Here is a 20,719-nt window from a genome sequence, read left to right on the forward strand (position 1 = left end):
AGATGGACATGCTTACACTAGATTTGCAGTTTTTTGCAGGGGAAAAAACAGAGAAAGCGACACCGAGAAAAAGGCAGGAATCACGTAAAAAAGGACAAGTAGCAAAAAGTCAGGATGTGAATACCGCCGTTTCTTTACTAACTGTTTTTTTATCTTTTCTTTTTATTGGTACGTTCATGAGAGAGAGAATTATGAATTTACTTACTGGCATAATTCAGGACTTTATGCTGCTCGATTTGACCGTCAATAGTGTTCAAAAGCTTTTTACGACATTGGCATATGAAACAGTGTTCATTTTAGCACCGATCATGGCTATTGCGCTTCTTGCTGGGATAATCGGGAATTATTTACAGGTTGGTTTTCTTTTTGCACCAGAGGCAATTCAAATGAAGCTGGAAAAATTAAATCCGATTCAAGGATTTAAGCGGATTTTTTCCGTTCGTGCATTAGTAGAATTTCTTAAATCAATGCTTAAAATTTCATTTATCGGATTAGTTGCTTTTGCCGTTTTATGGTTTGATATGGATAAAATTTTGCGTTTATCTCATTTAACTGTCGAGCAGTCATTTGCATATATCGGCTCACTCGTATTGAAAATGGGTTTATTCGCGGCAGCGGCGCTTCTTTTCTTATCATTACTTGATTATTTATATCAAAAGTATGATTTTGAAAAAAATATTCGAATGTCAAAGCAAGACATTAAAGATGAATATAAGAAAACAGAAGGTGACCCGCTTATAAAATCGAAAATTAAGCAAAAGCAGCGTGAAGTCGCAATGAGGCGTATGATGCAAGATGTGCCGACAGCAGATGTTGTCATAACGAATCCGACTCACTTTGCAATTGCTCTTAAATATGATGACGATAAAATGGATGCGCCAATCGTTGTTGCTAAAGGTGTGGACTTTGTTGCCCAAAAAATCAGAGAAGTTGCGAAAGCAAACGATGTCATTATGGTAGAAAATCGTCCGCTTGCCCGGGCACTTTATGATCAGGTTGAAATCGGTCGTGTCGTTCCCGAAGAGTTTTTTAAAGCTGTCGCAGAAATACTTGCTTACGTATACAGACTAAAGCACAAAGTGTAAGGAGAGAAAAAAATGTCGTTTAGGGATTTGTCTGTTTTAATAGCTGTTATTTTAATTATCGCTATGTTAATTATTCCTTTTCCAGGATGGATGCTTAGCGTTTTGATCATTATTAATATTTCTCTTTCCTTACTTGTTATTTTAACTTCAATGAATATGAAGGAACCGTTGGAATTCTCGATCTTTCCTTCTTTAATACTATTATTAACATTATTCAGATTAGCATTAAACGTATCGACAACGAGAGCAATTCTAGCAGAAGGTGATGCAGGAAGAGTAGTTGAAACATTCGGAACGTTCGTAACCGGTGGAAATGTGTTAGTTGGACTTGTTGTATTCCTTATTTTAATTGTTATTCAATTCATCGTTATTACGAAAGGTTCTGAACGTGTGTCAGAAGTTGCGGCACGTTTTACATTAGATGCGATGCCTGGTAAGCAAATGAGTATTGATGCAGACTTAAATGCGGGAATGATTTCAGAAGAGCAAGCACGGGAAAGACGTGAGAAAGTTTCGAAAGAGGCGGATTTCTATGGTGCAATGGATGGTGCGAGTAAATTCGTAAAAGGTGATGCAATCGCCGGAATCATTATGGTGCTAATTAATATATTATTTGGAATCATAATAGGAGTGGTACAAAAAGGCCTAGGCTTTTCAGAAGCGGTCTCCCATTATACGACACTGACAGTCGGGGACGGAATCGTCAGCCAAATACCAGCGCTTTTAATTTCGACGGCTACTGGTATCGTTGTGACACGTGCGGCGTCAGATGGGAATCTTGGTCAGGATATTACATCTCAATTATTCGCTTTTCCAAAAATGTTATACGTTGCAGCAGGGACTATTTTTCTTTTAGGTCTTTTTACACCGATCGGTCTGCTGCTTACATTACCGATAGCAGCTTTACTTGCATTTGGCGGATATATGATTTCAAGAACACAGCAAAAGCAGGATGAACTGGAGGAAGTTCTTGAGGAAGAGATAGAAATGGATGAAATGAAAAGTCCTGAAAATGTTGTTGGCTTATTAAATATTGATCCGATCGAATTTGAATTCGGATACGGGCTTATTCCATTAGCTGACACGAACCAGGGTGGAGATTTACTTGACCGGATCGTGATGATCAGAAGGCAGCTTGCAATTGAGCTCGGTTTGGTTATTCCTGTTGTAAGGATTCGAGATAATATTCAGCTGCAGCCGAATGAATACCGTCTTAAAGTAAAGGGAAATGAAATGGCGAGTGGAGAAATTCTTCTTGATCATTATTTAGTAATGGCACCGGGTATTGAAGAAGAGGATTCCATTGAGGGTATTAATACAATTGAACCATCTTTCGGCCTCCCTGCAAAATGGATTACAGAAGATAAGAAAGATCAGGCGGAAATGTTCGGCTATACGGTTGTTGACCCGCCGAGTGTTGTTTCTACCCATATTACAGAAGTGATTAAGCAGTATGCACATGAATTATTAGGCAGACAGGAAACGAAACAATTGATTGATCATTTAAGAGATTCGTATCCAATTCTTGTTGAAGAAGTAACACCGACACCGCTCTCTATTGGTGATATACAAAAGGTTTTAGCAAAATTATTAAAAGAAAAAGTGTCAATACGAAACTTGCCTGTTGTGTTTGAAACATTAGCTGATTTCGGAAAAATGACGACAGATCCTGAAGTGCTTACTGAATATGTAAGACAAGCATTAGCAAAGCAGATTACGAGTCAGTTTGCTGAGCCAGGAGAAACATTGAAAGTAGTAACCATGTCTGGAAAAGTCGAAAAAGCAGTAGCTGAAGGTGTTCAGCAAACAGAGCATGGTAATTATCTCTCCCTTGACCCTGATATGTCACAAATGATTATCGAAGCGGTCGCAAATGAAGTGGAACAGCTTTCATTACAAGGGCAGGCACCGATTTTACTATGTTCACCGGCAATTAGAATGTATGTACGTCAATTAACAGAACGGTATTTCCCACAGCTTCCGGTATTAAGCTATAACGAGCTGGAAGCAAATGTAGAAGTTCAAAGTGTTGGGGTGGTGAATGTCTAATGAGAATGAAAAAATATATTGCACCTACTATGCAAGATGCGATGAAAAGAATTCGGTCAGAACTTGGAAATGAAGCGGTTATTTTAAATTCGAAAGTGATTCACACCGGCGGCTTTCTCGGTCTTTTTATGAAAAAAAAGATCGAAGTTATTGCCGCGCTTGATCCTGATGTACCAGCACCTTCATCAAAGAAAAAAGAGCCTTCCAAAGTGCAGGTTGAAAAGAAACAAAAAGAACAGCCGGTTAAACCGAAAGAAATCGATCAGAATGTTGCAAAGGAACTACAGGAATTAAAAGGGATGGTTCAATCGATATCATCGGCAGAGCAGAGCAAATTTTATCCGGAAGGATTACAAAAGATAAATGAATTATTCATTCAAAAAGATATAAGCCAGTCCCTTCGCGGAGAGATTTTATCTTCACTTCTCGTAAACTACTACGAGGCAGTACATAATCGTTCGGAAGAAGTGCTGCTTCAGAAGGCGAAGGATCTTCTTTTAGAAAAAATATCTCCGCTTGAGTTTGGTGGGATTACTTATGGGAAAAAATATATTAATGTAGTTGGTCCAACAGGTGTTGGAAAAACGACGACATTAGCAAAGCTTGCTGCTGAGTGCATGCTTCAAAAAGAGAAGACAGTCGCATTTATTACGACTGATACGTTCAGAATTGCAGCAATTGACCAGCTCAAAACATATGCGAAAATTTTAGATGCACCGATTGAAGTATGTTATACAGTCGAGGATTTCAGGGCTGCTAAAGCAAATTTAGCAGCATATGATTATATTTTCATAGATACAGCGGGCAGGAATTTCTTGAATTCTGAGTATGTTAATGATTTGAAGGAAATTGTTGATTTTAATCATGAAATAGAAACATATCTCGTATTGGCAGCAACAGCAAAACTGCCTGATATGCTTAAAATTTTCGAACAGTTTTCAATTATTAATATTAATAAGCTTATCATTACAAAACTCGATGAAACGAGTTCTCTAGGCTCACTGCTCAGTTTAATGCTGGATACGAAAAAAGGGATCGCTTATACAACACACGGTCAGAACGTACCTGATGATATAAAGGCGGCATCCAAAGATCAACTATTAGATGAAATATTGGAGCTATAAATAATGGCACATGATCAAGCAGAACACCTCAGAAAAAAATTAAAGCAGCGCTACGAAAAGAAAAATGCCTATTCAATTGCTGTTATGAGCGGGAAAGGCGGAGTTGGAAAATCCAATTTTTCTTTAAACTTCGCTTTAGCTCTTAAACAGCAAAATCAAAGTGTTCTCCTATTTGATCTTGATATAGGTATGGGAAATATTGATATTTTAGTAGGCGGCGGTTCTAAATATACAATTGTTGATTTCTTTGAAAGAAATATCCCGCTTTATGAAATTATTTCGATTGGTCCAGAAGGACTCGCATATATTTCAGGTGGCACTGGTCTTTCTTCTCTTTTTCAACTTGATGAACAAAAGTTTAAGCTCTTTATCGACGAATTAGAGAAGGTTTTTTCAGAATATGATTTTGTTATTTTTGATATGGGAGCAGGGATAACAGAAGACAGTTTGAAATTTATTCTTTCTGTTGATGAAATCTTCGTTATCGTAACTCCTGAACCGACAGCAATTACAGATGCTTATGCAGCAATTAAATATATTTGTATTAATAATGAAACAATTCCTTTTTCTATTATAGTAAATCGAACGACGGGTACGAAGATTACAAATTTAACATTCAGTCGATTATCGAATACAATTCGACAATTTTTAAAAAGAAATGCTCCATTACTCGGTGAGATTCCAGATGATGCGATGATTACGAATGCTGTCTTAGAACAAGTGCCTTTTTTACTATATCAGCCTAAATCGCCGGGAAGTAAAGCAATAGTTAAACTAGCAAATCACTTTTTAAGAGATCGCTTAAAAATAAAATTAACTGCCACTCCATCAAGTACACAAGCATTCGTTAATAAATTTAAGAAGATTTTCATGAAAGGCAGGTAAAGCGAATGGATAAAATAACTGTGCTCGTTGTCGATGACTCAGCTTTTATGAGGAAGTTAATTTGTGACTTTCTTTCGGAAGAGGAAGAGTTTGAAGTTATAGGAACTGCTCGTAACGGTTTTGATGCAATAAAGAAAATTGAGCAATTTGACCCATCTGTCGTTACGATGGATGTTGAAATGCCTATAATGAACGGAATTGAAGCATTAAAAGAAATTATGCAGAGATTTCCTCGTCCTGTCATTATGTTATCAAGTACGACGAAAGAAGGGGCAGAGAATACGATCCATTCGCTGCAGCTTGGAGCGTTTGACTTTATTACAAAGCCATCAGGAGCGATCTCGCTTGACCTTTATAAAGTAAAGGAAGAAATAAAGAAAAAAGTAAGGGCAGCAAAGAGGGCTAATCTCGGAAATAATGAACAAATAAAAAAGACTATAAAAAAATTGTCAACTTATAGTAAAATAGATGTAGTACGTGAGAAAAGACCTATAGTACAGACCGGGGATACGAGTAAACAGAAGGCTTTTATATGTATTGGAACTTCAACTGGCGGACCTCGTGCCTTGCAGCAAGTAATACCAGATTTTCCGAGTGATTTAAATGCACCGATTTTTATCGTCCAGCATATGCCGGCAGGATTTACAAAATCACTTGCAACAAGGCTTGATACACTGTCAAATATTCATGTGAAAGAGGCAGAGGATGGGGAAATCGTCAAAAACGGTGTCGCTTATATAGCACCGGGCGGTTTTCATTTAAAAGTAGTGAAAGTCGGTATGACACTTGCTATTAAACTTGATCAATCTCCGTTAAGAAATGGGCATCGCCCGTCTGTTGATGTGATGTTCGAATCAGTAAGTGAACTGTCAGATTATAAAAAGATTGCTGTCGTTATGACTGGAATGGGATCTGATGGGGCAAAAGGACTGACTGAAATTAAAACTGCTGGAAATGTAAAGGTTATTGCCGAATCAGAAGAGACTTCCGTCGTATTTGGAATGCCAAAAGCAGCCGTTCGAACGAATTTAGTTGATACAGTTGAAAATTTAGAAAATATTACAAAAACTGTGCTGAAATTTTTACAGAGATAATGAAGGACTTATTTTAGATGAAACAAAGTAATCAATAGACAATAACAGATGGTTACAGAGATTCATTTAGTTAATTTGGGGGGATACGGTATGGAAGTGAACCAGTACTTGGAAATATTTATTGAAGAAAGTAAAGAGCATCTTCAAGCATGTAATGAAAAACTATTAGATCTTGAGAAAAACCCCGCAGATCTTTCTATTGTAAATGATATTTTTCGTTCTGCACATACATTAAAAGGTATGAGCGCGACGATGGGGTACGAAGATTTAGCAAATTTAACACATCAGATGGAAAATGTTTTAGATGCGATCCGAAACGAGAAACTTACTGTTTCACCATCCATTTTAGATGTTGTTTTTGCTGCTGTTGATGATTTGGAAGAAATGGTTTTTTCAATTGCTGGCGGAGGAGACGGAAAAAGAGATGTTTCTACAGTTGTGGAACAATTGAAAAAAATCGAAAAAGGGGAAGCATTCGGTGCGGAAGAAGCGAAAAGCAATGATGAAAAGGCACCTGCTTCCAGCCAATCTGAACAGCAATATGATGATTTCGAGCATACAGTTATGCAGCAATCAAAGGAAAAAGGGTATAACTGCTATGAAGTGAAAGTTATTTTAAATGATAATTGCTTATTAAAAGCAGCACGTGTTTTCATGGTATTTGAAATTTTAGAACAAGTGGGCGAAGTTATTAAAGCTGTTCCTTCTGTTGAGTTATTAGAGGAGGAAAAATTCGATTCACAGTTCTATGTCACGTTCATAACAAAGGAAAGTGCAAGTGATATTGAAAACCGTATTATGAAAGTGTCAGAAGTGGAGCTTGTTGATGTAAACGAGATTAATTTAGATACATTGAAGAAAAAAGAACATTTCCAAGAAGCTGCGGCTACAGTCGAGGTGGAGGAAAAACCGCAGGAGAAAGAAAAAACGGTCCGAAAAGCTGCGAAGCAATCTTCTGCAAATAGCTCAAAAACAATCCGTGTAAATATTGAGCGTCTCGATATTTTAATGAATCTGTTTGAAGAGCTTGTCATTGACAGAGGAAGATTAGAGCAGATTTCAAAAGAGCTAAATAACAGCGAGCTTGATGATACTGTAGAAAGAATGACACGTATTTCGGGTGATCTTCAAAACATTATTCTTAATATGCGAATGGTGCCTGTTGAAACAGTGTTTAACCGTTTCCCAAGAATGATCCGTCAATTAGCGAAAGATTTAAATAAAAAAATTAATTTAGAAATTATCGGAGCGGAAACGGAATTAGACCGTACAGTTATTGATGAAATTGGTGATCCTCTCGTCCATCTTCTTAGAAATGCGATTGACCATGGGATTGAGCTGCCGGAGAAACGTCTTGAAAAAGGAAAGCCTGAAGAAGGAAATGTCGTTTTAAAAGCATACCATAGCGGAAATCATGTATTTATTGAAATTGAAGATGATGGTGCTGGAATAAACCGTCAAAAAGTATTGCAAAAGGCAATCGACCGGGGCATTGTAACTGAACAATCTGCACCATTACTTACAGATAAACAAGTGTACGAGCTGATTTTAGCTTCCGGATTTTCAACAGCAGAAACAATTTCTGACGTTTCAGGACGCGGAGTAGGTCTTGATGTTGTAAAAAGCACGATTGAATCGCTCGGAGGAACGATTACAATTGATGCAAAAGAAGGAAAAGGATCATTATTCTCTATCCAACTACCATTAACATTATCGATTATTTCGGTTTTATTAGTAGAATTAGAGAAAGAGAAATTTGCAATTCCATTATCATCTATTATTGAAACAGCAGTCATAAAGAAAGTTGATATATTACATGCTCATAATCAAAAGGTTATTGATTTTAGAGGTAAAATTGTTCCATTAGTTTTCTTAAAGGAAATTTTTGAAGTACCGACAGCTGCTGAAGTTGAAGAGCTGATCTCCATCGTCATCGTCCGAAAAGGCGATAAAATGGCAGCTTTAGTCGTTGACTCCTTTATCGGTCAACAAGAGATTGTCCTTAAATCGCTAGGAAACTATCTAAATACAGTATTTGCTATTTCTGGTGCGACTATTCTTGGTGATGGACAAGTTGCTTTAATTGTTGATTGTAATTCATTAATTAAGTAAAGGGAGTGTATTCATAATGAGCGATATAACTACAACAGATGTAAAGGTTATTGTTTTTCAATTGAAGGATGAGGAATATGGAATTCCAGTACACCTTGTTCGTTCCATTGAAAAAATCGAGCACATTACACGTGTACCTAAAACAGCGCCATTTATTAAAGGTGTTGTTAATATGAGAGGTGTCGTTACACCGATCGTTGAACTTAGAAAAAGATTTCAGATTGAAGAAGTAGAGTATACAGAGAGTACAAGAATTATTATCGTTTCCGTAAAAGACATTGATGTTGGACTTATCGTTGACTCTGCAAACGATGTTATTGATATTGAAAGAGATCTTATTGAACCGCCGCCGGAAGTTGTTGATACGATTGAGGCAGAGTATATAAAAGGTGTCGCAAAAGTAGGAAGAAGACTTATTATGATGATTGATCTAGAAACTGTATTAAATCCGGAAGAGGTAAGTGTTTAAAGCAGTTGTTCACTAAATAACACACAGGGGTAAAACAATGGATTTCTTACAAAAAATTTCACATGTACATTTAGATGTTTTACGCGAAGTTGGGAACATAGGAGCGGGACATTCGGCTACTGCTTTATCAAAGCTTTTAAATAAAAAAATTGATATGACTGTGCCGAATGTAAAACTTGCCTCATTTACTGAGTTAACAGAATGGATAGGCGGTCCCGATGTCGTAATTGCAAGTGTTTTTTTAAGGATTGAAGGGGACGTGCCTGGTTCATTATTCTTCGTTTTAGATGTGAAACAGGCAGAGAGATTTATTCAGCAGTTAATTGGTGACCGTCAGTATTCCTTGGCGGATTTAGATAATCAGGAGTTGGGGTTTTCCGCTTTTCTAGAACTGGGAAATATTTTAACAGGATCTTATCTTTCCTCCTTATCTGATCTCACAAATTTAAATCTATATCCATCAGTCCCTTCTATGTCTATTGATATGTTTGGTGCGGTTATCAGCTACGGATTAATTGAGCTTTCAAAAGTAAGTGATTATTGCATTATTATTGATACAGCAATCATTGAGGAAGATGAGCCGGATACGACTGTTAAAGGGCATTTCTTTTTATTACCTGACCCGGATAGTTTTTCAGTTTTATTTAAAGCTTTAGGGGTCAATGCCAATGATTGAACAGAGAGATGTTATAAAAGTAGGAATAGCTGAATTAAAAGCAGTAAAAGCACCAAAATGTATTAGAACATCAGGGCTCGGTTCGTGTGTTGGTCTCATTATTTTTGATAAATACAGTGAAGTGGCAGGACTTGCACATATTATGCTGCCAGATTCGACCATTGTAAAAGGCGGGGACATTAATAGATCAAAGTATGCGGATACAGCTGTGAGCGATTTAGTAAAATCAATTATTACGATTGGAGGAAAACAGCGTTCTTTACGGGCAAAAATGGCTGGGGGAGCGCAAATGTTTCACTTCCATTCCCAAAATGAAATGATGCGAATAGGACCGCGTAATGTAGACGCAATAAAAAAACAATTGAAGGTTTTAAGTATCCCGCTAATCAGTGAGGATGTAGGGGGAAATAACGGTCGAACAATTGAGTTTGATCCAGTCACTTGTGATCTTGTTATTCGGACTGTTAATGAAGGAGTCAGGAAAATTTAACGATCGCTTTTGGAGAAAAACATGCTTTAGGGGGACTTCTTATGGAAAATACAATTTCAACAGAAGAACAATCGGTTTGGAAAAAGTGGACAACATCAAGAGATAAAGAAGCAGGCGATATCCTTATTAAACGTTATATGCCGCTTGTCACATACCATGTTCAACGGATTGCTGTAGGATTGCCCAAAACAGTCAGCAAGGACGATCTCATTAGCTTAGGGATGTTTGGTTTATACGATGCTTTGAAAAAATTTGATCCTAATCGTGATTTGAAATTTGATACGTACGCTTCATTTCGGGTAAGAGGAGCGATTATCGATGGATTGCGAAAAGAAGACTGGCTTCCCCGCAGTTCAAGAGAAAAGGCGAAAAAAGTAGAAGTAGCCATTGAAAAATTAGAGCAGAAATATTTGCGTAATGTATCTTCAACTGAAGTAGCCAAAGAGCTGGGTATCCCTGAAGATGAGGTTGTAAATGTTGTAAATGAAGGGTTTTTTGCAAATATATTATCGATTGATGATTATTTGCATGATCATGAAGACGGTGATAATATTGGCATCATTATTAAGGATGAAAAGCAGGAGACTCCGGAAGAAAGAATTCTTAAAGATGAATTAATCGGGCAGCTTACAGATGTTATTACAGAATTAAATGAAAAGGAACAACTAGTTATCAGTTTATTTTATAAAGAGGAATTGACACTTACGGAGATTGGACAAGTGATGGGCTTATCAACATCGCGTATATCTCAAATCCATTCAAGGGCTTTATTCAGGTTGAGAAAAATCCTTGAAAATATTGTTCATTAATTTAAACGGAGATTGGCTTATGTAAAGATAAGTATCTTTTCCATTAAGAGTTCCAGCACTCATAGTTATAAAGAGGAACTTCTGTCTATTATCTTTCCCTTTTAGATGGGAGTCTTGCCTGCCTATTAAAGAGCGGGATAAATGAAGGTGAAAAAAGAGAGGTAGTATATGACACCGATTCTATTAGTTTTAAGTTTAATTTTACATGTCATTACGTTTTATTTTCTAATTTTACTTTCGACTAAATACAGTTCGATGAAAGAAATTGCTTCTAATCAAGAGCGGCTGTTCGAAGAGACCGAACAGGCACTTTCAACATATTTAATTGAAATTAAAGAGGAAAATGAAAAGCTCATTAAGGAATTAAAAAATGGGAAAGAAGCTTTTGTTAAACGATCTGAACCGATACGAGAAGCAATAAATGAACGGAAGCATGAAAGCGCGGCGGAGGCAGAGCTTACAGAGGATGAACTGCCACCTCATTTACAGCAGTTAATCATACAAAATGATAGGCTCGAAATTAGTAAAGATTCAGCTGCTTTAGAAAAGAAAATCGTTCCCCTTTCTTTTGAAGCAGAAGTGATTGAACTTTATGAAAATGGACATACTGTTGAACAAATTGCGAAAAAGTTTAAAAAAGGCAAAACAGAAATTGAACTTCTATTGAAATTTAAGCAAAAGTAGTCATTTGTAACTTGATTGTCGGTTTTTATTATGTTATATTAATTTTCGGTGTTAATACACACGTTCATAGATTTAAGCATTGGTGCTGTTTGAATTTTTTCACATGACAGTGATGTTTGAAGATGATATGAGCGGAGGAGAAAAAACCATTAGGAGGAAACAAACATGTCAGTAATTTCTATGAAACAATTGCTTGAAGCTGGTGTTCACTTCGGTCACCAAACACGCCGTTGGAACCCAAAAATGAAACGTTACATTTTCACAGAGCGTAACGGTATCTACATTATCGATCTTCAAAAAACAGTGAAGAAAGTGGAAGAAGCTTATAACTTCACTAAAGGTCTTGCTGCTGAAGGCGGTACAGTACTATTCGTTGGTACGAAAAAACAAGCACAAGAATCTGTTAAAGAAGAAGCAGAACGTTCAGGTATGTACTATGTAAACCAACGCTGGTTAGGTGGTACATTAACGAACTTTGAAACAATCCAAAAACGTATTAAACGTCTAAAAGACATTGAAAAAATGCAAGAAGATGGAACTTTTGAAGTTCTACCTAAAAAAGAAGTTGTTCAACTTAAAAAAGAATTAGAACGTCTTGAAAAATTCTTAGGTGGAATTAAAGATATGAAGCAACTTCCAGATGCTTTATTCATTATCGACCCACGCAAAGAGCGTATTGCTGTTGCAGAAGCTCGTAAATTAAACATTCCAATCGTTGGTATTGTTGATACAAACTGTGATCCAGACGAAATTGATCACGTTATCCCTGCAAATGATGACGCAATCCGTGCTGTTAAACTTCTTACTGGTAAAATTGCTGATGCAATTTTAGAAGCAAAACAAGGGGAAGAAACAGCTGCTACTGAAACAACTACTGCTTAAGAAGAGTGAAAGGTGATAAGAGGGAGCTGCCTTTTATCACCTTTTTTAAAAAGTGATTTTAAAATTTACATAATCATATATGAAATGATTAAAGGAGGAATATCGTAATGGCAGTTACTGCACAAATGGTAAAAGAATTACGTGAAAAAACAGGCGCTGGAATGATGGATTGTAAAAAGGCGTTAACAGAAACAAATGGTGATATGGATAAAGCGATCGACTTCCTTCGCGAAAAAGGGATTGCTAAAGCTGCTAAAAAAGCAGACCGCATCGCTGCTGAAGGTTCAACTGTAGCAAAAGTAGAAGGTAATGAAGCAGTTGTTTTAGAAGTAAATTCTGAAACAGACTTCGTTGCAAAAAATGAAGGATTCAAAGAATTAACAGAAGGCTTAGCTTCACATCTTTTAGCGAAAAAACCTGCTAACTTAGAAGAAGCATTAGCACAGGAAATCGAAGCTGGTGTAACTGTTGAAGAATACATCAATGCTGCTATCGCAAAAATCGGTGAGAAAATTTCTTTACGCCGTTTCACAATCTTAACAAAAACTGATAACGATGCATTTGGTGCATATTTACATATGGGCGGACGTATCGGTGTTCTTACACTATTAGAAGGTACAACAGACGCAGAAGCTGCTAAAGATGTTGCAATGCACGTTGCTGCTGTTAACCCTAAATATGTGTCACGTGACGAAGTTTCTCAAGAAGAAGCAGATCATGAGCGCGAAATTTTAACACAGCAAGCATTAAATGAAGGTAAACCAGAAAACATCGTAGCGAAAATGGTAGAAGGCCGTTTAAGCAAATACTTTGAAGACATTTGCTTAAATGATCAAAGCTTCGTTAAAAACCCTGATTTAAAAGTGAAACAATTCGTTGAATCAAAAGGCGGAATTGTAAAAACATTTATTCGTTACGAAGTTGGAGAAGGTATCGAGAAACGTCAAGATAACTTCGCTGAAGAAGTAATGAACCAAGTGAAAAAATAATTAGCATTTAATTAAATTTAACTTATTCAATAGAAAAGGGAACACTTTCGTCGTGTTCCCTCTTTTTGAGAAGCAATGAAAGAAACTTCATTGGCTTTCTTGCACCAGTGGAGATGATGAATAAATAGGAGGTTATGATGAGCATTCCAAAATATAATCGAATTGTACTAAAATTAAGTGGTGAGGCACTTGCGGGTGATAACGGATTTGGAATTAACCCGACAGTGATCCAATCTGTTGCAAAACAAGTGAAAGAAATTGCTGAACTGGATGTTGAAGTTGCCGTTGTTGTTGGCGGCGGAAATATTTGGAGAGGTAAAATCGGCAGTGAGATGGGAATGGACCGAGCGACTGCTGACTATATGGGAATGCTTGCAACCGTTATGAACTCTCTCGCTTTGCAAGACAGTTTAGAAACATTAGGCATTCAAACAAGAGTACAGACATCCATTGAAATGAGACAGGTTGCAGAGCCCTACATAAGAAGAAAAGCAATTCGCCACTTAGAGAAGAAAAGAGTCGTTATTTTTGCTGCTGGTACTGGTAACCCTTACTTCTCAACAGATACGACAGCAGCACTTAGAGCGGCTGAAATTGAAGCTGACGTCATTTTAATGGCGAAAAACAATGTTGACGGTGTTTATAACGCAGATCCGAGAAAAGATGAAAATGCAACTAAGTATGATCATTTATCTTATTTAGATGTTATTAAAGAGGGTCTGGAAGTGATGGATTCAACAGCATCTTCATTATGTATGGATAATGATATTCCATTAATTGTTTTCTCTATTATGGAAGAAGGCAATATTAAAAGAGCTGTTTTAGGAGAAAATATCGGAACGATTGTGAGGGGAAAATAATTATGAGTAATCAAGTTATTAGCACAACGAAAGAAAAAATGGAGAAAGCAGTTGCTGCATATGGCCGTGAACTTGCTACTGTCAGAGCAGGCCGCGCAAGCGCATCTTTATTAGATAAAATTACTGTTGACTATTACGGTGCACCGACACCTGTTAACCAAATGGCTTCTATTAGCACTCCAGAAGCACGTCTTCTTGTGATCCAACCTTATGATAAAACGATTATCGGTGATATTGAAAAAGCTATTTTAAAATCAGATTTAGGCTTAACACCAACGAGTGACGGTTCAATTATTCGTCTTTCTGTTCCTGCACTTACAGAAGAAAGAAGAAAAGAGCTTGTGAAGTTAGTAAAAAAATACGGTGAAGAAGCAAAAATTGCTGTACGTAACGTTCGTCGTGACGGCAATGATGATTTGAAGAAATTAGAGAAAAATGGCGACATTACAGAGGATGAATTAAGAGGTTTAACGGATGATATTCAAAAGTTAACAGATAAGTTCATCGAGAATGTGGACAGCCTTACGAAAGATAAAGAAAAAGAAATCATGGAAGTTTAATAAAAAAATATGTACAATAGATAATGTATGAAAGACCCTCTATCGTTTACAGGGGGTTTTTTTGTTAATACTGTTAACAACTGAGCAGTATATAGAGATGATGAATTATCGGGTGATGGAGGAATCTCATGCTCAATCTATTAAAGAGATGGAATGGTAAAAATACACCTTCCATAGACAGGAAAGATTTAAAGGAAGAAATTAAAAAAGGTGAAATACCTTATCATGTTGCAATCATTATGGATGGTAATGGACGCTGGGCAAAAAAGCGTGCACTGCCGCGAATTGCTGGCCATCATGAAGGTATGAAAGTCGTAAGGAAAATTACAAAGCTTGCCAATGAATTAGGAATTGGTGCATTAACTCTTTATGCATTTTCTACTGAAAATTGGAAGCGGCCAAAAACAGAAGTTGATTATTTAATGAAACTTCCGCAAGAATTTTTAATGACTTATTTACCGGAATTAATCGAAGAAAATGTTCAAGTTCGAATTATTGGCGAAAAGGAGAGGCTTCCGCGCCATACACTTGGGGCAATTGAACAAGCGGTTAAAGATACGGAAAACAATGATGGATTAATTTTGAATTTTGCACTAAATTATGGAAGTCGCTCAGAAATTATTCAGGCTGTCCAGCATATTGCTGCTGATGTCAAAAGCGGCAAGATGGAGGAAGATGAAATTGATGAGACCACTTTTTCCAGCTATTTGATGACAGGAGCATTAAAAGACCCGGACTTGCTCATTAGGACGAGTGGTGAAATTAGATTAAGCAATTTTATGCTTTGGCAGCTTGCTTATACAGAGTTTTGGTTTACAGAAGTACTCTGGCCTGATTTTAATGAAAATCATATGCTGGAAGCTTTAAAAGCTTATCAACAAAGAGGACGCAGATTTGGCGGCGTATAGAAGGTGATGAAAAGAGAATGAAGCAAAGAATCATAACAGGAGTCGTAGCAGCAGCTGTATTTCTTCCTTTCGTTATGTATGGAAATTTACCGTTTACGATCTTCGTTTACGTATTAGGTGTCATTGCTCTTAAGGAATTATTAAGAATGAAGAAAATTCATTTATTATCTGTTCCAGGTTTTATTAGTTTGTTATTATTAACAATTCTACTAATACCGAGTAAATATATGACAATGTTAGGTGATTTAAATTTATCAAAAGTGGAAATTGCTCTTTTAAGTCTTTTGTTATTTTTAACATATACAGTCGTGACTAAGAATAAATTTACTTTTGATGATGTCGGTTTTTCTATTCTTTCTACAATGTACATCGGTGTCGGTTTTTATTATTTAATTGAGACGAGAACAGAAGGGATAGAATACATCTTTTATGCATTATTTTTAATATGGGTAACGGACTCTGGTGCCTACTTTGTCGGACGCTCTTTGGGTAAGAGAAAGCTTTGGCCCGAAATCAGTCCGAATAAAACGGTAGAAGGGGCTATTGGCGGGATTATTTGTGCCATTGTTTTTGCATGGATATATCGCATATTTACAGATTTGCCAATGACTTTTATTGAAATGACAATTATTACTGCTTTATTATCGGCTTTTGGACAAATTGGTGATTTAGTTGAGTCAGCTTTAAAGCGTCATTATCAAATTAAAGATTCAGGTACAATTTTACCAGGCCATGGCGGTATTTTAGATCGTTTTGACAGTCTTTTATTCGTCTTGCCGATCTTACATTTATTGCTTTTATTATTTAAGTAGTGATTGAGGGTGTCTTAGTGAAGAAAATAAGCTTATTAGGAGCGACGGGTTCAATTGGTGAGCAAACGTTGGATGTTATAAACAGCTACCGTGAGCGATTTGAACTCATTGCGATTTCCTTTGGCAGCAATATAGAGTATGGACGGAAAATTATTCAGCAATTTAAACCGAAATTCGTCGCTGTTAAAGAGAAAAAAACTTGTGAACAGTTGAAACTTGAATTTTTAAATGAAGGCATTACATTTTCTTACGGAGAAGAAGCTTTAATGGAAGCGGCTATGCTGGAAGAAGTGGAAATCGTCGTCAATGCGCTCGTTGGAAATGTTGGATTAGTACCAACACTAAAAGCGATTGAAGCGGGAAAAAAAGTGGCAATAGCGAACAAAGAACCGCTCGTTACTGCTGGTCATCTTTTAACAGAACATGCAAGGCGCTACAACGTTCCGCTTCTGCCGGTAGACAGCGAACATTCAGCGATCTTTCAATGTCTGCAAGGAGAAAACCCAAAAACAATTGAGAGACTGATTTTAACCGCATCTGGAGGAAGCTTCAGGGATAAAAGAAGAGATGAGCTCGACGGGGTAACTATTGAAGAAGCGTTAAGCCACCCGAACTGGTCAATGGGAGCTAAAATTACGATTGATTCAGCGACGATGATGAATAAAGGCTTTGAAGTAATTGAGGCACATTGGCTTTTTGATATACCTTATGAAAAAATTGATGTATTATTACATAAGGAAAGTATTATACATTCTTTAGTTGAATTTCAGGATACGAGTGTGATCGCACAGCTTGGAACTCCAGATATGCGTGTGCCTATTCAATATGCATTAACATATCCGAACAGGCTTCCTTTAACGAACACAAAGCAGTTAAAATTATGGGAAATCGGCCAATTACATTTTGCAAAAGTGGATTTTAACCGTTATCGTGCGTTAAAATATGCATATGATGCAGGAAAAATTGGTGGAACGATGCCGACTGTTCTTAATGCGGCAAATGAAGTTTGTGTGGAAGCCTTTTTAGCAAATCAAATAACATTTTTGCAAATTGAGGAATTGATTGAAAAATCACTTTCAAGACATGATGTTTTGCCACATCCAAGTCTGGAAGTTATTCAAGAGGTAGATATCGAAACGCGCCAGTTTGTTAAAAACTTAATTTCTTAAAGGTGGTCATACTTATGAACACGGTAATAGCGTTTATTTTGATTTTCGGTTCGCTTGTTTTTTTCCATGAACTAGGTCATCTTGTTTTGGCGAAAAGAGCAGGTATTTTATGCCGTGAATTTGCAATCGGTTTTGGACCGAAACTTTTGTCTTTTAAAAAGGATGAGACAGTTTATACGATCAGACTTTTGCCGATCGGCGGATTCGTTCGTATGGCAGGAGAAGATCCGGAAGTAGTGGAAGTAAAGCCGGGTTTTAATATCGGCCTTCTTTTTAATCGTGAAAATAAAGTGGAGAAAATTATTTTAAATAATAAAGAAAAATATCCACAGGCTAAAATTATTGAAGTGGAACATGCTGACTTAGAGCATGAAATGGTAATCACAGGTTTTGTTCATGGGGAAGAAGAGGAATCATTACAAAGGTTTGAAGTAAGTGAGGAGTCTTATTTCGTTTCAGACGGACAAGAACTGCAAATTGCGCCGTATAATCGCCAATTTGCTTCAAAAACATTAGGTCAAAGGGCAGCTGCAATTATTGCAGGTCCTGCGATGAACTTCATTTTAGCATTTTTCCTTTTAATCGCTTTAGGTTTTATTCAAGGTGCTCCAGTTAATGAATCAAGACTTGGAGAGTTAACGACCGACAGTGCTGCAACAAAAGCGGGATTAGTAGAAGGGGACTATATCCAGTCCATCAGTGGGCAAGAAACGAGTACATGGAGTGATGTTGTTAGCATTATTCGTGCAAATCCTGAAAAGGAACTGACATTTGTCGTTACGCGCGGAGACAAGACATTTGAAACAACGGTTGTACCTGCTGCAGTAAAAGAAGACGGGGAAACATTCGGCAGACTGGGGGCATACAGCCCTGTTGATAAATCATTTTTCGGCTCCATTAAATACGGATTTGTCGAAACATTTGTATGGTCAAAAGAGATTTTAGTTAATTTCGGTAAACTTATTACAGGCCAGTTTTCAATTGATGCACTTTCAGGTCCTGTCGGTATTTACGATATAACAGATAAAGTTGCTGAATCAGGAACGATTAATTTATTGCGCTGGGCAGCACTTTTAAGCATTAACTTAGGGATTGTGAATTTATTGCCAATTCCAGCTCTTGACGGCGGAAGATTACTATTTTTCCTTATTGAAGCTTTAAGAGGAAAACCAATTGACCGTCATAAAGAAGGACTCGTCCACTTAATCGGCTTTGCATTATTAATGCTTTTAATGCTTGTCGTTACATGGAACGATATTCAAAGACTATTTTTGTGAGGAAAATTGAGGTGCGCTAAAAATGAAACAAAGTATAGCATTTATTCCGACTCTTAGAGAAGTTCCATCTGATGCGGAAGTGAAAAGCCACCAGCTCATGCTTAGAGCCGGTTTTATTAGACAAAATGCAAGCGGTGTTTACAGCTATTTGCCGCTTGCTAAAAAAGTGTTAGAAAAAATCGAGAAAATTATTAGAGAAGAACTTGAAAAAGCAGGTGCGGTTGAACTTCTAATGCCAGCCCTTCAGCCTGCGGAACTTTGGCAGGAGTCGAGCCGCTGGTATTCATATGGACCTGAGTTAATGCGTATGAACGACCGCCATGGCCGTGAATTTGCTTTAGGAGCAACACATGAAGAGATGATTACGAGCCTGGTTCGTGATGAAATAAAATCATATAAACGTCTGCCTTTAACTTTATATCAAATCCAAACAAAATACCGTGACGAAAAAAGACCTCGCTTCGGTGTGCTGCGTGGAAGAGAGTTTATTATGAAAGATGCGTATTCTTTTCATGCAACAAAGGAAAGCCTTGATGAAGTATATGATAAACTTTTTACAGCATATCAAAATATCTTTACACGCTGTGGGTTAAACTTCCGTGCTGTTATTGCAGACTCAGGAGCAATGGGTGGGAAAGATACACATGAATTTATGGTATTATCTGATATTGGCGAAGACACAATCGCATACTCAGATACGTCACAATATGCAGCAAATATTGAAATGGCGCCAGTTGTTAATCAATATGAGAAAAGTAATGAGCCTTTAGCTGAACTTAGAAAAGTCGAAACTCCAAATCAGAAAACGATTGAAGAAGTTTCCGGTTTCTTAAAAACAGACAAGGAAAAATGTATTAAATCACTTTTATTTAAAGTTGATGATGAATTTAAACTTATCCTTGTTCGTGGCGATCACGAAGTAAATGATATTAAAGTGAAGAATTTATTGGAGGCTTCATCAGCAGAGCTTGCAACACATGAGGAAACAGAAGAAATAATCGGATGCGTACCGGGATTTATTGGTCCTGTCCATGTTTCTGAAAAGGTAGAAGTAATTGCAGATAATGCAGTTGCGGCAATTGTAAATGGTGTTTGCGGGGCGAATGAAGAAAATATTCACTATGTAAATGTAAATATGGACCGGGACGTAAAAATTTCTCAGTATGCTGATATTCGCTTTATTGAAGAAGGCGATCTTTCACCGGATGGAGAAGGAATCATTAAGTTTGCGCGGGGTATTGAAGTTGGACATGTCTTTAAGCTTGGAACGAGATATTCAGAAGCAATGGGTGCAACATTCCTTGATGAGAACGGCCGCTCACAACCAATGATTATGGGCTGTTACGGCATCGGTGTTTCAAGAGCAGTTTCTGCCATTATCGAGCAGCATCATGATGAAAATGGTATCGTTTGGCCAGAGCAAGTATCGCCATTCCAAGTACATGTCATCCCTGTTAATGTGAAAAATGAAGAGCAAAAAACATTAGGTACGGAGCTTTATGAACAGTTGAAAGAGGCTGGTTATGAAGTTCTGCTCGACGATCGTGAGGAACGTGCCGGTGTGAAATTTGCTGATTCGGATTTAATTGGTTTACCAGTCCGCATTACAGTTGGTAAAAAAGCTGCTGAAGGTATTGTTGAAGTGAAAGTTAGAAAAACAGGCGAGAGCTTTGAAATTGCTGTTGCAGAACTTCAGACAAAGCTTTCAGAAATGTTTGTTAAGTGAAAAAGCAGCTCATTTCATGGTATGATTAATTAGACAAAATGAGGTTGCCTATGATAGGG

At 37.2% G+C, this 20,719-nt stretch carries 20 protein-coding genes; all 20 read left to right on the plus strand.

What is annotated here, in order from left to right; translation table 11 throughout:
- Positions 1-2 precede the first annotated feature (2 nt).
- The 20 genes from flhB (at position 3) to BFA01S_RS02680 (ending at position 20,660) form a co-directional block, all read left to right on the plus strand.
- Positions 3-1,085 carry a flagellar biosynthesis protein FlhB gene (gene flhB, locus BFA01S_RS02585; protein ID WP_066225430.1) on the plus strand — a complete coding sequence of 361 codons (1,083 nt, stop codon included), beginning with the start codon at positions 3-5 and terminating at the stop codon, positions 1,083-1,085.
- A gap of 12 nt (positions 1,086-1,097) precedes the next feature.
- Entirely contained in the window at positions 1,098-3,134 is a 2,037-nt protein-coding gene (gene flhA, locus BFA01S_RS02590; protein ID WP_066225432.1) for a flagellar biosynthesis protein FlhA, read from the plus strand.
- Entirely contained in the window at positions 3,134-4,258 is a 1,125-nt protein-coding gene (gene flhF, locus BFA01S_RS02595) for a flagellar biosynthesis GTPase FlhF (RefSeq protein ID WP_066225434.1), read from the plus strand. Before flhA ends, flhF begins: the two co-directional genes overlap by 1 nt.
- A 3-nt stretch (positions 4,259-4,261) precedes the next feature.
- Complete coding sequence (locus BFA01S_RS02600) at positions 4,262-5,143, plus strand: MinD/ParA family protein (protein ID WP_066225435.1); 882 nt, start codon at positions 4,262-4,264, stop codon at positions 5,141-5,143.
- Between the two features lie 5 nt (positions 5,144-5,148).
- On the plus strand, positions 5,149-6,237 hold the full coding sequence (locus BFA01S_RS02605; protein ID WP_066225437.1) for a protein-glutamate methylesterase/protein-glutamine glutaminase: 1,089 nt from the start codon (positions 5,149-5,151) through the stop codon (positions 6,235-6,237).
- A 90-nt stretch (positions 6,238-6,327) separates the two neighbouring features.
- Positions 6,328-8,349 carry a chemotaxis protein CheA gene (locus BFA01S_RS02610; RefSeq protein WP_066225438.1) on the plus strand — a complete coding sequence of 674 codons (2,022 nt, stop codon included), beginning with the start codon at positions 6,328-6,330 and terminating at the stop codon, positions 8,347-8,349.
- 16 nt (positions 8,350-8,365) lie between these two features.
- Positions 8,366-8,818: a chemotaxis protein CheW gene (locus BFA01S_RS02615; protein ID WP_066225440.1), complete on the plus strand. Its 453-nt coding sequence runs from the start codon at positions 8,366-8,368 to the stop codon at positions 8,816-8,818.
- 37 nt (positions 8,819-8,855) lie between these two features.
- Positions 8,856-9,494, plus strand: a complete 639-nt coding sequence (locus BFA01S_RS02620) for a chemotaxis protein CheC (protein WP_066225442.1) — start codon at positions 8,856-8,858, stop codon at positions 9,492-9,494.
- On the plus strand, positions 9,487-9,984 hold the full coding sequence (locus BFA01S_RS02625; protein WP_066225443.1) for a chemotaxis protein CheD: 498 nt from the start codon (positions 9,487-9,489) through the stop codon (positions 9,982-9,984). The genes BFA01S_RS02620 and BFA01S_RS02625 overlap by 8 nt, the downstream gene beginning before the upstream one ends.
- 41 nt (positions 9,985-10,025) lie before the next feature.
- Complete coding sequence (locus BFA01S_RS02630) at positions 10,026-10,793, plus strand: FliA/WhiG family RNA polymerase sigma factor (protein WP_066225444.1); 768 nt, start codon at positions 10,026-10,028, stop codon at positions 10,791-10,793.
- 168 nt (positions 10,794-10,961) lie between these two features.
- Positions 10,962-11,477: a hypothetical protein gene (locus BFA01S_RS02635; RefSeq protein WP_066225446.1), complete on the plus strand. Its 516-nt coding sequence runs from the start codon at positions 10,962-10,964 to the stop codon at positions 11,475-11,477.
- 165 nt (positions 11,478-11,642) lie between these two features.
- A complete protein-coding gene (gene rpsB, locus BFA01S_RS02640; RefSeq protein WP_066225448.1) occupies positions 11,643-12,359 on the plus strand; it encodes a 30S ribosomal protein S2 in 717 nt (238 codons plus the stop codon).
- Positions 12,360-12,466: 107 nt separating this feature from the next.
- Positions 12,467-13,348 carry a translation elongation factor Ts gene (tsf, locus tag BFA01S_RS02645; RefSeq protein ID WP_066225450.1) on the plus strand — a complete coding sequence of 294 codons (882 nt, stop codon included), beginning with the start codon at positions 12,467-12,469 and terminating at the stop codon, positions 13,346-13,348.
- Positions 13,349-13,485: 137 nt separating this feature from the next.
- On the plus strand, positions 13,486-14,208 hold the full coding sequence (pyrH, locus tag BFA01S_RS02650; protein ID WP_066225452.1) for a UMP kinase: 723 nt from the start codon (positions 13,486-13,488) through the stop codon (positions 14,206-14,208).
- A 2-nt stretch (positions 14,209-14,210) separates the two neighbouring features.
- Positions 14,211-14,768: a ribosome recycling factor gene (frr, locus tag BFA01S_RS02655; RefSeq protein WP_066225453.1), complete on the plus strand. Its 558-nt coding sequence runs from the start codon at positions 14,211-14,213 to the stop codon at positions 14,766-14,768.
- Between the two features lie 128 nt (positions 14,769-14,896).
- Positions 14,897-15,676 (plus strand): undecaprenyl pyrophosphate synthase, encoded by a 780-nt coding sequence (uppS, locus tag BFA01S_RS02660; RefSeq protein ID WP_066225455.1) that lies wholly within the window; start codon positions 14,897-14,899, stop codon positions 15,674-15,676.
- Positions 15,677-15,693: 17 nt separating this feature from the next.
- Positions 15,694-16,488 (plus strand): phosphatidate cytidylyltransferase, encoded by a 795-nt coding sequence (locus BFA01S_RS02665; RefSeq protein ID WP_066225457.1) that lies wholly within the window; start codon positions 15,694-15,696, stop codon positions 16,486-16,488.
- A gap of 17 nt (positions 16,489-16,505) precedes the next feature.
- Entirely contained in the window at positions 16,506-17,657 is a 1,152-nt protein-coding gene (dxr, locus tag BFA01S_RS02670) for a 1-deoxy-D-xylulose-5-phosphate reductoisomerase (RefSeq protein WP_066225461.1), read from the plus strand.
- 14 nt (positions 17,658-17,671) lie between these two features.
- Entirely contained in the window at positions 17,672-18,934 is a 1,263-nt protein-coding gene (gene rseP / locus BFA01S_RS02675) for an RIP metalloprotease RseP (RefSeq protein ID WP_066225463.1), read from the plus strand.
- 22 nt (positions 18,935-18,956) lie between these two features.
- Positions 18,957-20,660: a proline--tRNA ligase gene (locus BFA01S_RS02680; protein WP_066225465.1), complete on the plus strand. Its 1,704-nt coding sequence runs from the start codon at positions 18,957-18,959 to the stop codon at positions 20,658-20,660.
- The last annotated feature ends 59 nt before the right edge of the window (positions 20,661-20,719 follow it).

The organism is Metabacillus fastidiosus NBRC 101226 (assembly GCF_001591625.1).
Taxonomy (GTDB): domain Bacteria; phylum Bacillota; class Bacilli; order Bacillales; family Bacillaceae; genus Metabacillus; species Metabacillus fastidiosus.

Coding starts and splice junctions, on each gene's coding strand:
- flhB (WP_066225430.1), top strand. CDS start 3: ATGGACATGCTTACACTAGATTTGCAGTTTTTTGCAGGGGAAAAAACA.
- flhA (WP_066225432.1), top strand. CDS start 1,098: ATGTCGTTTAGGGATTTGTCTGTTTTAATAGCTGTTATTTTAATTATC.
- flhF (WP_066225434.1), top strand. CDS start 3,134: ATGAGAATGAAAAAATATATTGCACCTACTATGCAAGATGCGATGAAA.
- BFA01S_RS02600 (WP_066225435.1), top strand. CDS start 4,262: ATGGCACATGATCAAGCAGAACACCTCAGAAAAAAATTAAAGCAGCGC.
- BFA01S_RS02605 (WP_066225437.1), top strand. CDS start 5,149: ATGGATAAAATAACTGTGCTCGTTGTCGATGACTCAGCTTTTATGAGG.
- BFA01S_RS02610 (WP_066225438.1), top strand. CDS start 6,328: ATGGAAGTGAACCAGTACTTGGAAATATTTATTGAAGAAAGTAAAGAG.
- BFA01S_RS02615 (WP_066225440.1), top strand. CDS start 8,366: ATGAGCGATATAACTACAACAGATGTAAAGGTTATTGTTTTTCAATTG.
- BFA01S_RS02620 (WP_066225442.1), top strand. CDS start 8,856: ATGGATTTCTTACAAAAAATTTCACATGTACATTTAGATGTTTTACGC.
- BFA01S_RS02625 (WP_066225443.1), top strand. CDS start 9,487: ATGATTGAACAGAGAGATGTTATAAAAGTAGGAATAGCTGAATTAAAA.
- BFA01S_RS02630 (WP_066225444.1), top strand. CDS start 10,026: ATGGAAAATACAATTTCAACAGAAGAACAATCGGTTTGGAAAAAGTGG.
- BFA01S_RS02635 (WP_066225446.1), top strand. CDS start 10,962: ATGACACCGATTCTATTAGTTTTAAGTTTAATTTTACATGTCATTACG.
- rpsB (WP_066225448.1), top strand. CDS start 11,643: ATGTCAGTAATTTCTATGAAACAATTGCTTGAAGCTGGTGTTCACTTC.
- tsf (WP_066225450.1), top strand. CDS start 12,467: ATGGCAGTTACTGCACAAATGGTAAAAGAATTACGTGAAAAAACAGGC.
- pyrH (WP_066225452.1), top strand. CDS start 13,486: ATGAGCATTCCAAAATATAATCGAATTGTACTAAAATTAAGTGGTGAG.
- frr (WP_066225453.1), top strand. CDS start 14,211: ATGAGTAATCAAGTTATTAGCACAACGAAAGAAAAAATGGAGAAAGCA.
- uppS (WP_066225455.1), top strand. CDS start 14,897: ATGCTCAATCTATTAAAGAGATGGAATGGTAAAAATACACCTTCCATA.
- BFA01S_RS02665 (WP_066225457.1), top strand. CDS start 15,694: ATGAAGCAAAGAATCATAACAGGAGTCGTAGCAGCAGCTGTATTTCTT.
- rseP (WP_066225463.1), top strand. CDS start 17,672: ATGAACACGGTAATAGCGTTTATTTTGATTTTCGGTTCGCTTGTTTTT.
- BFA01S_RS02680 (WP_066225465.1), top strand. CDS start 18,957: ATGAAACAAAGTATAGCATTTATTCCGACTCTTAGAGAAGTTCCATCT.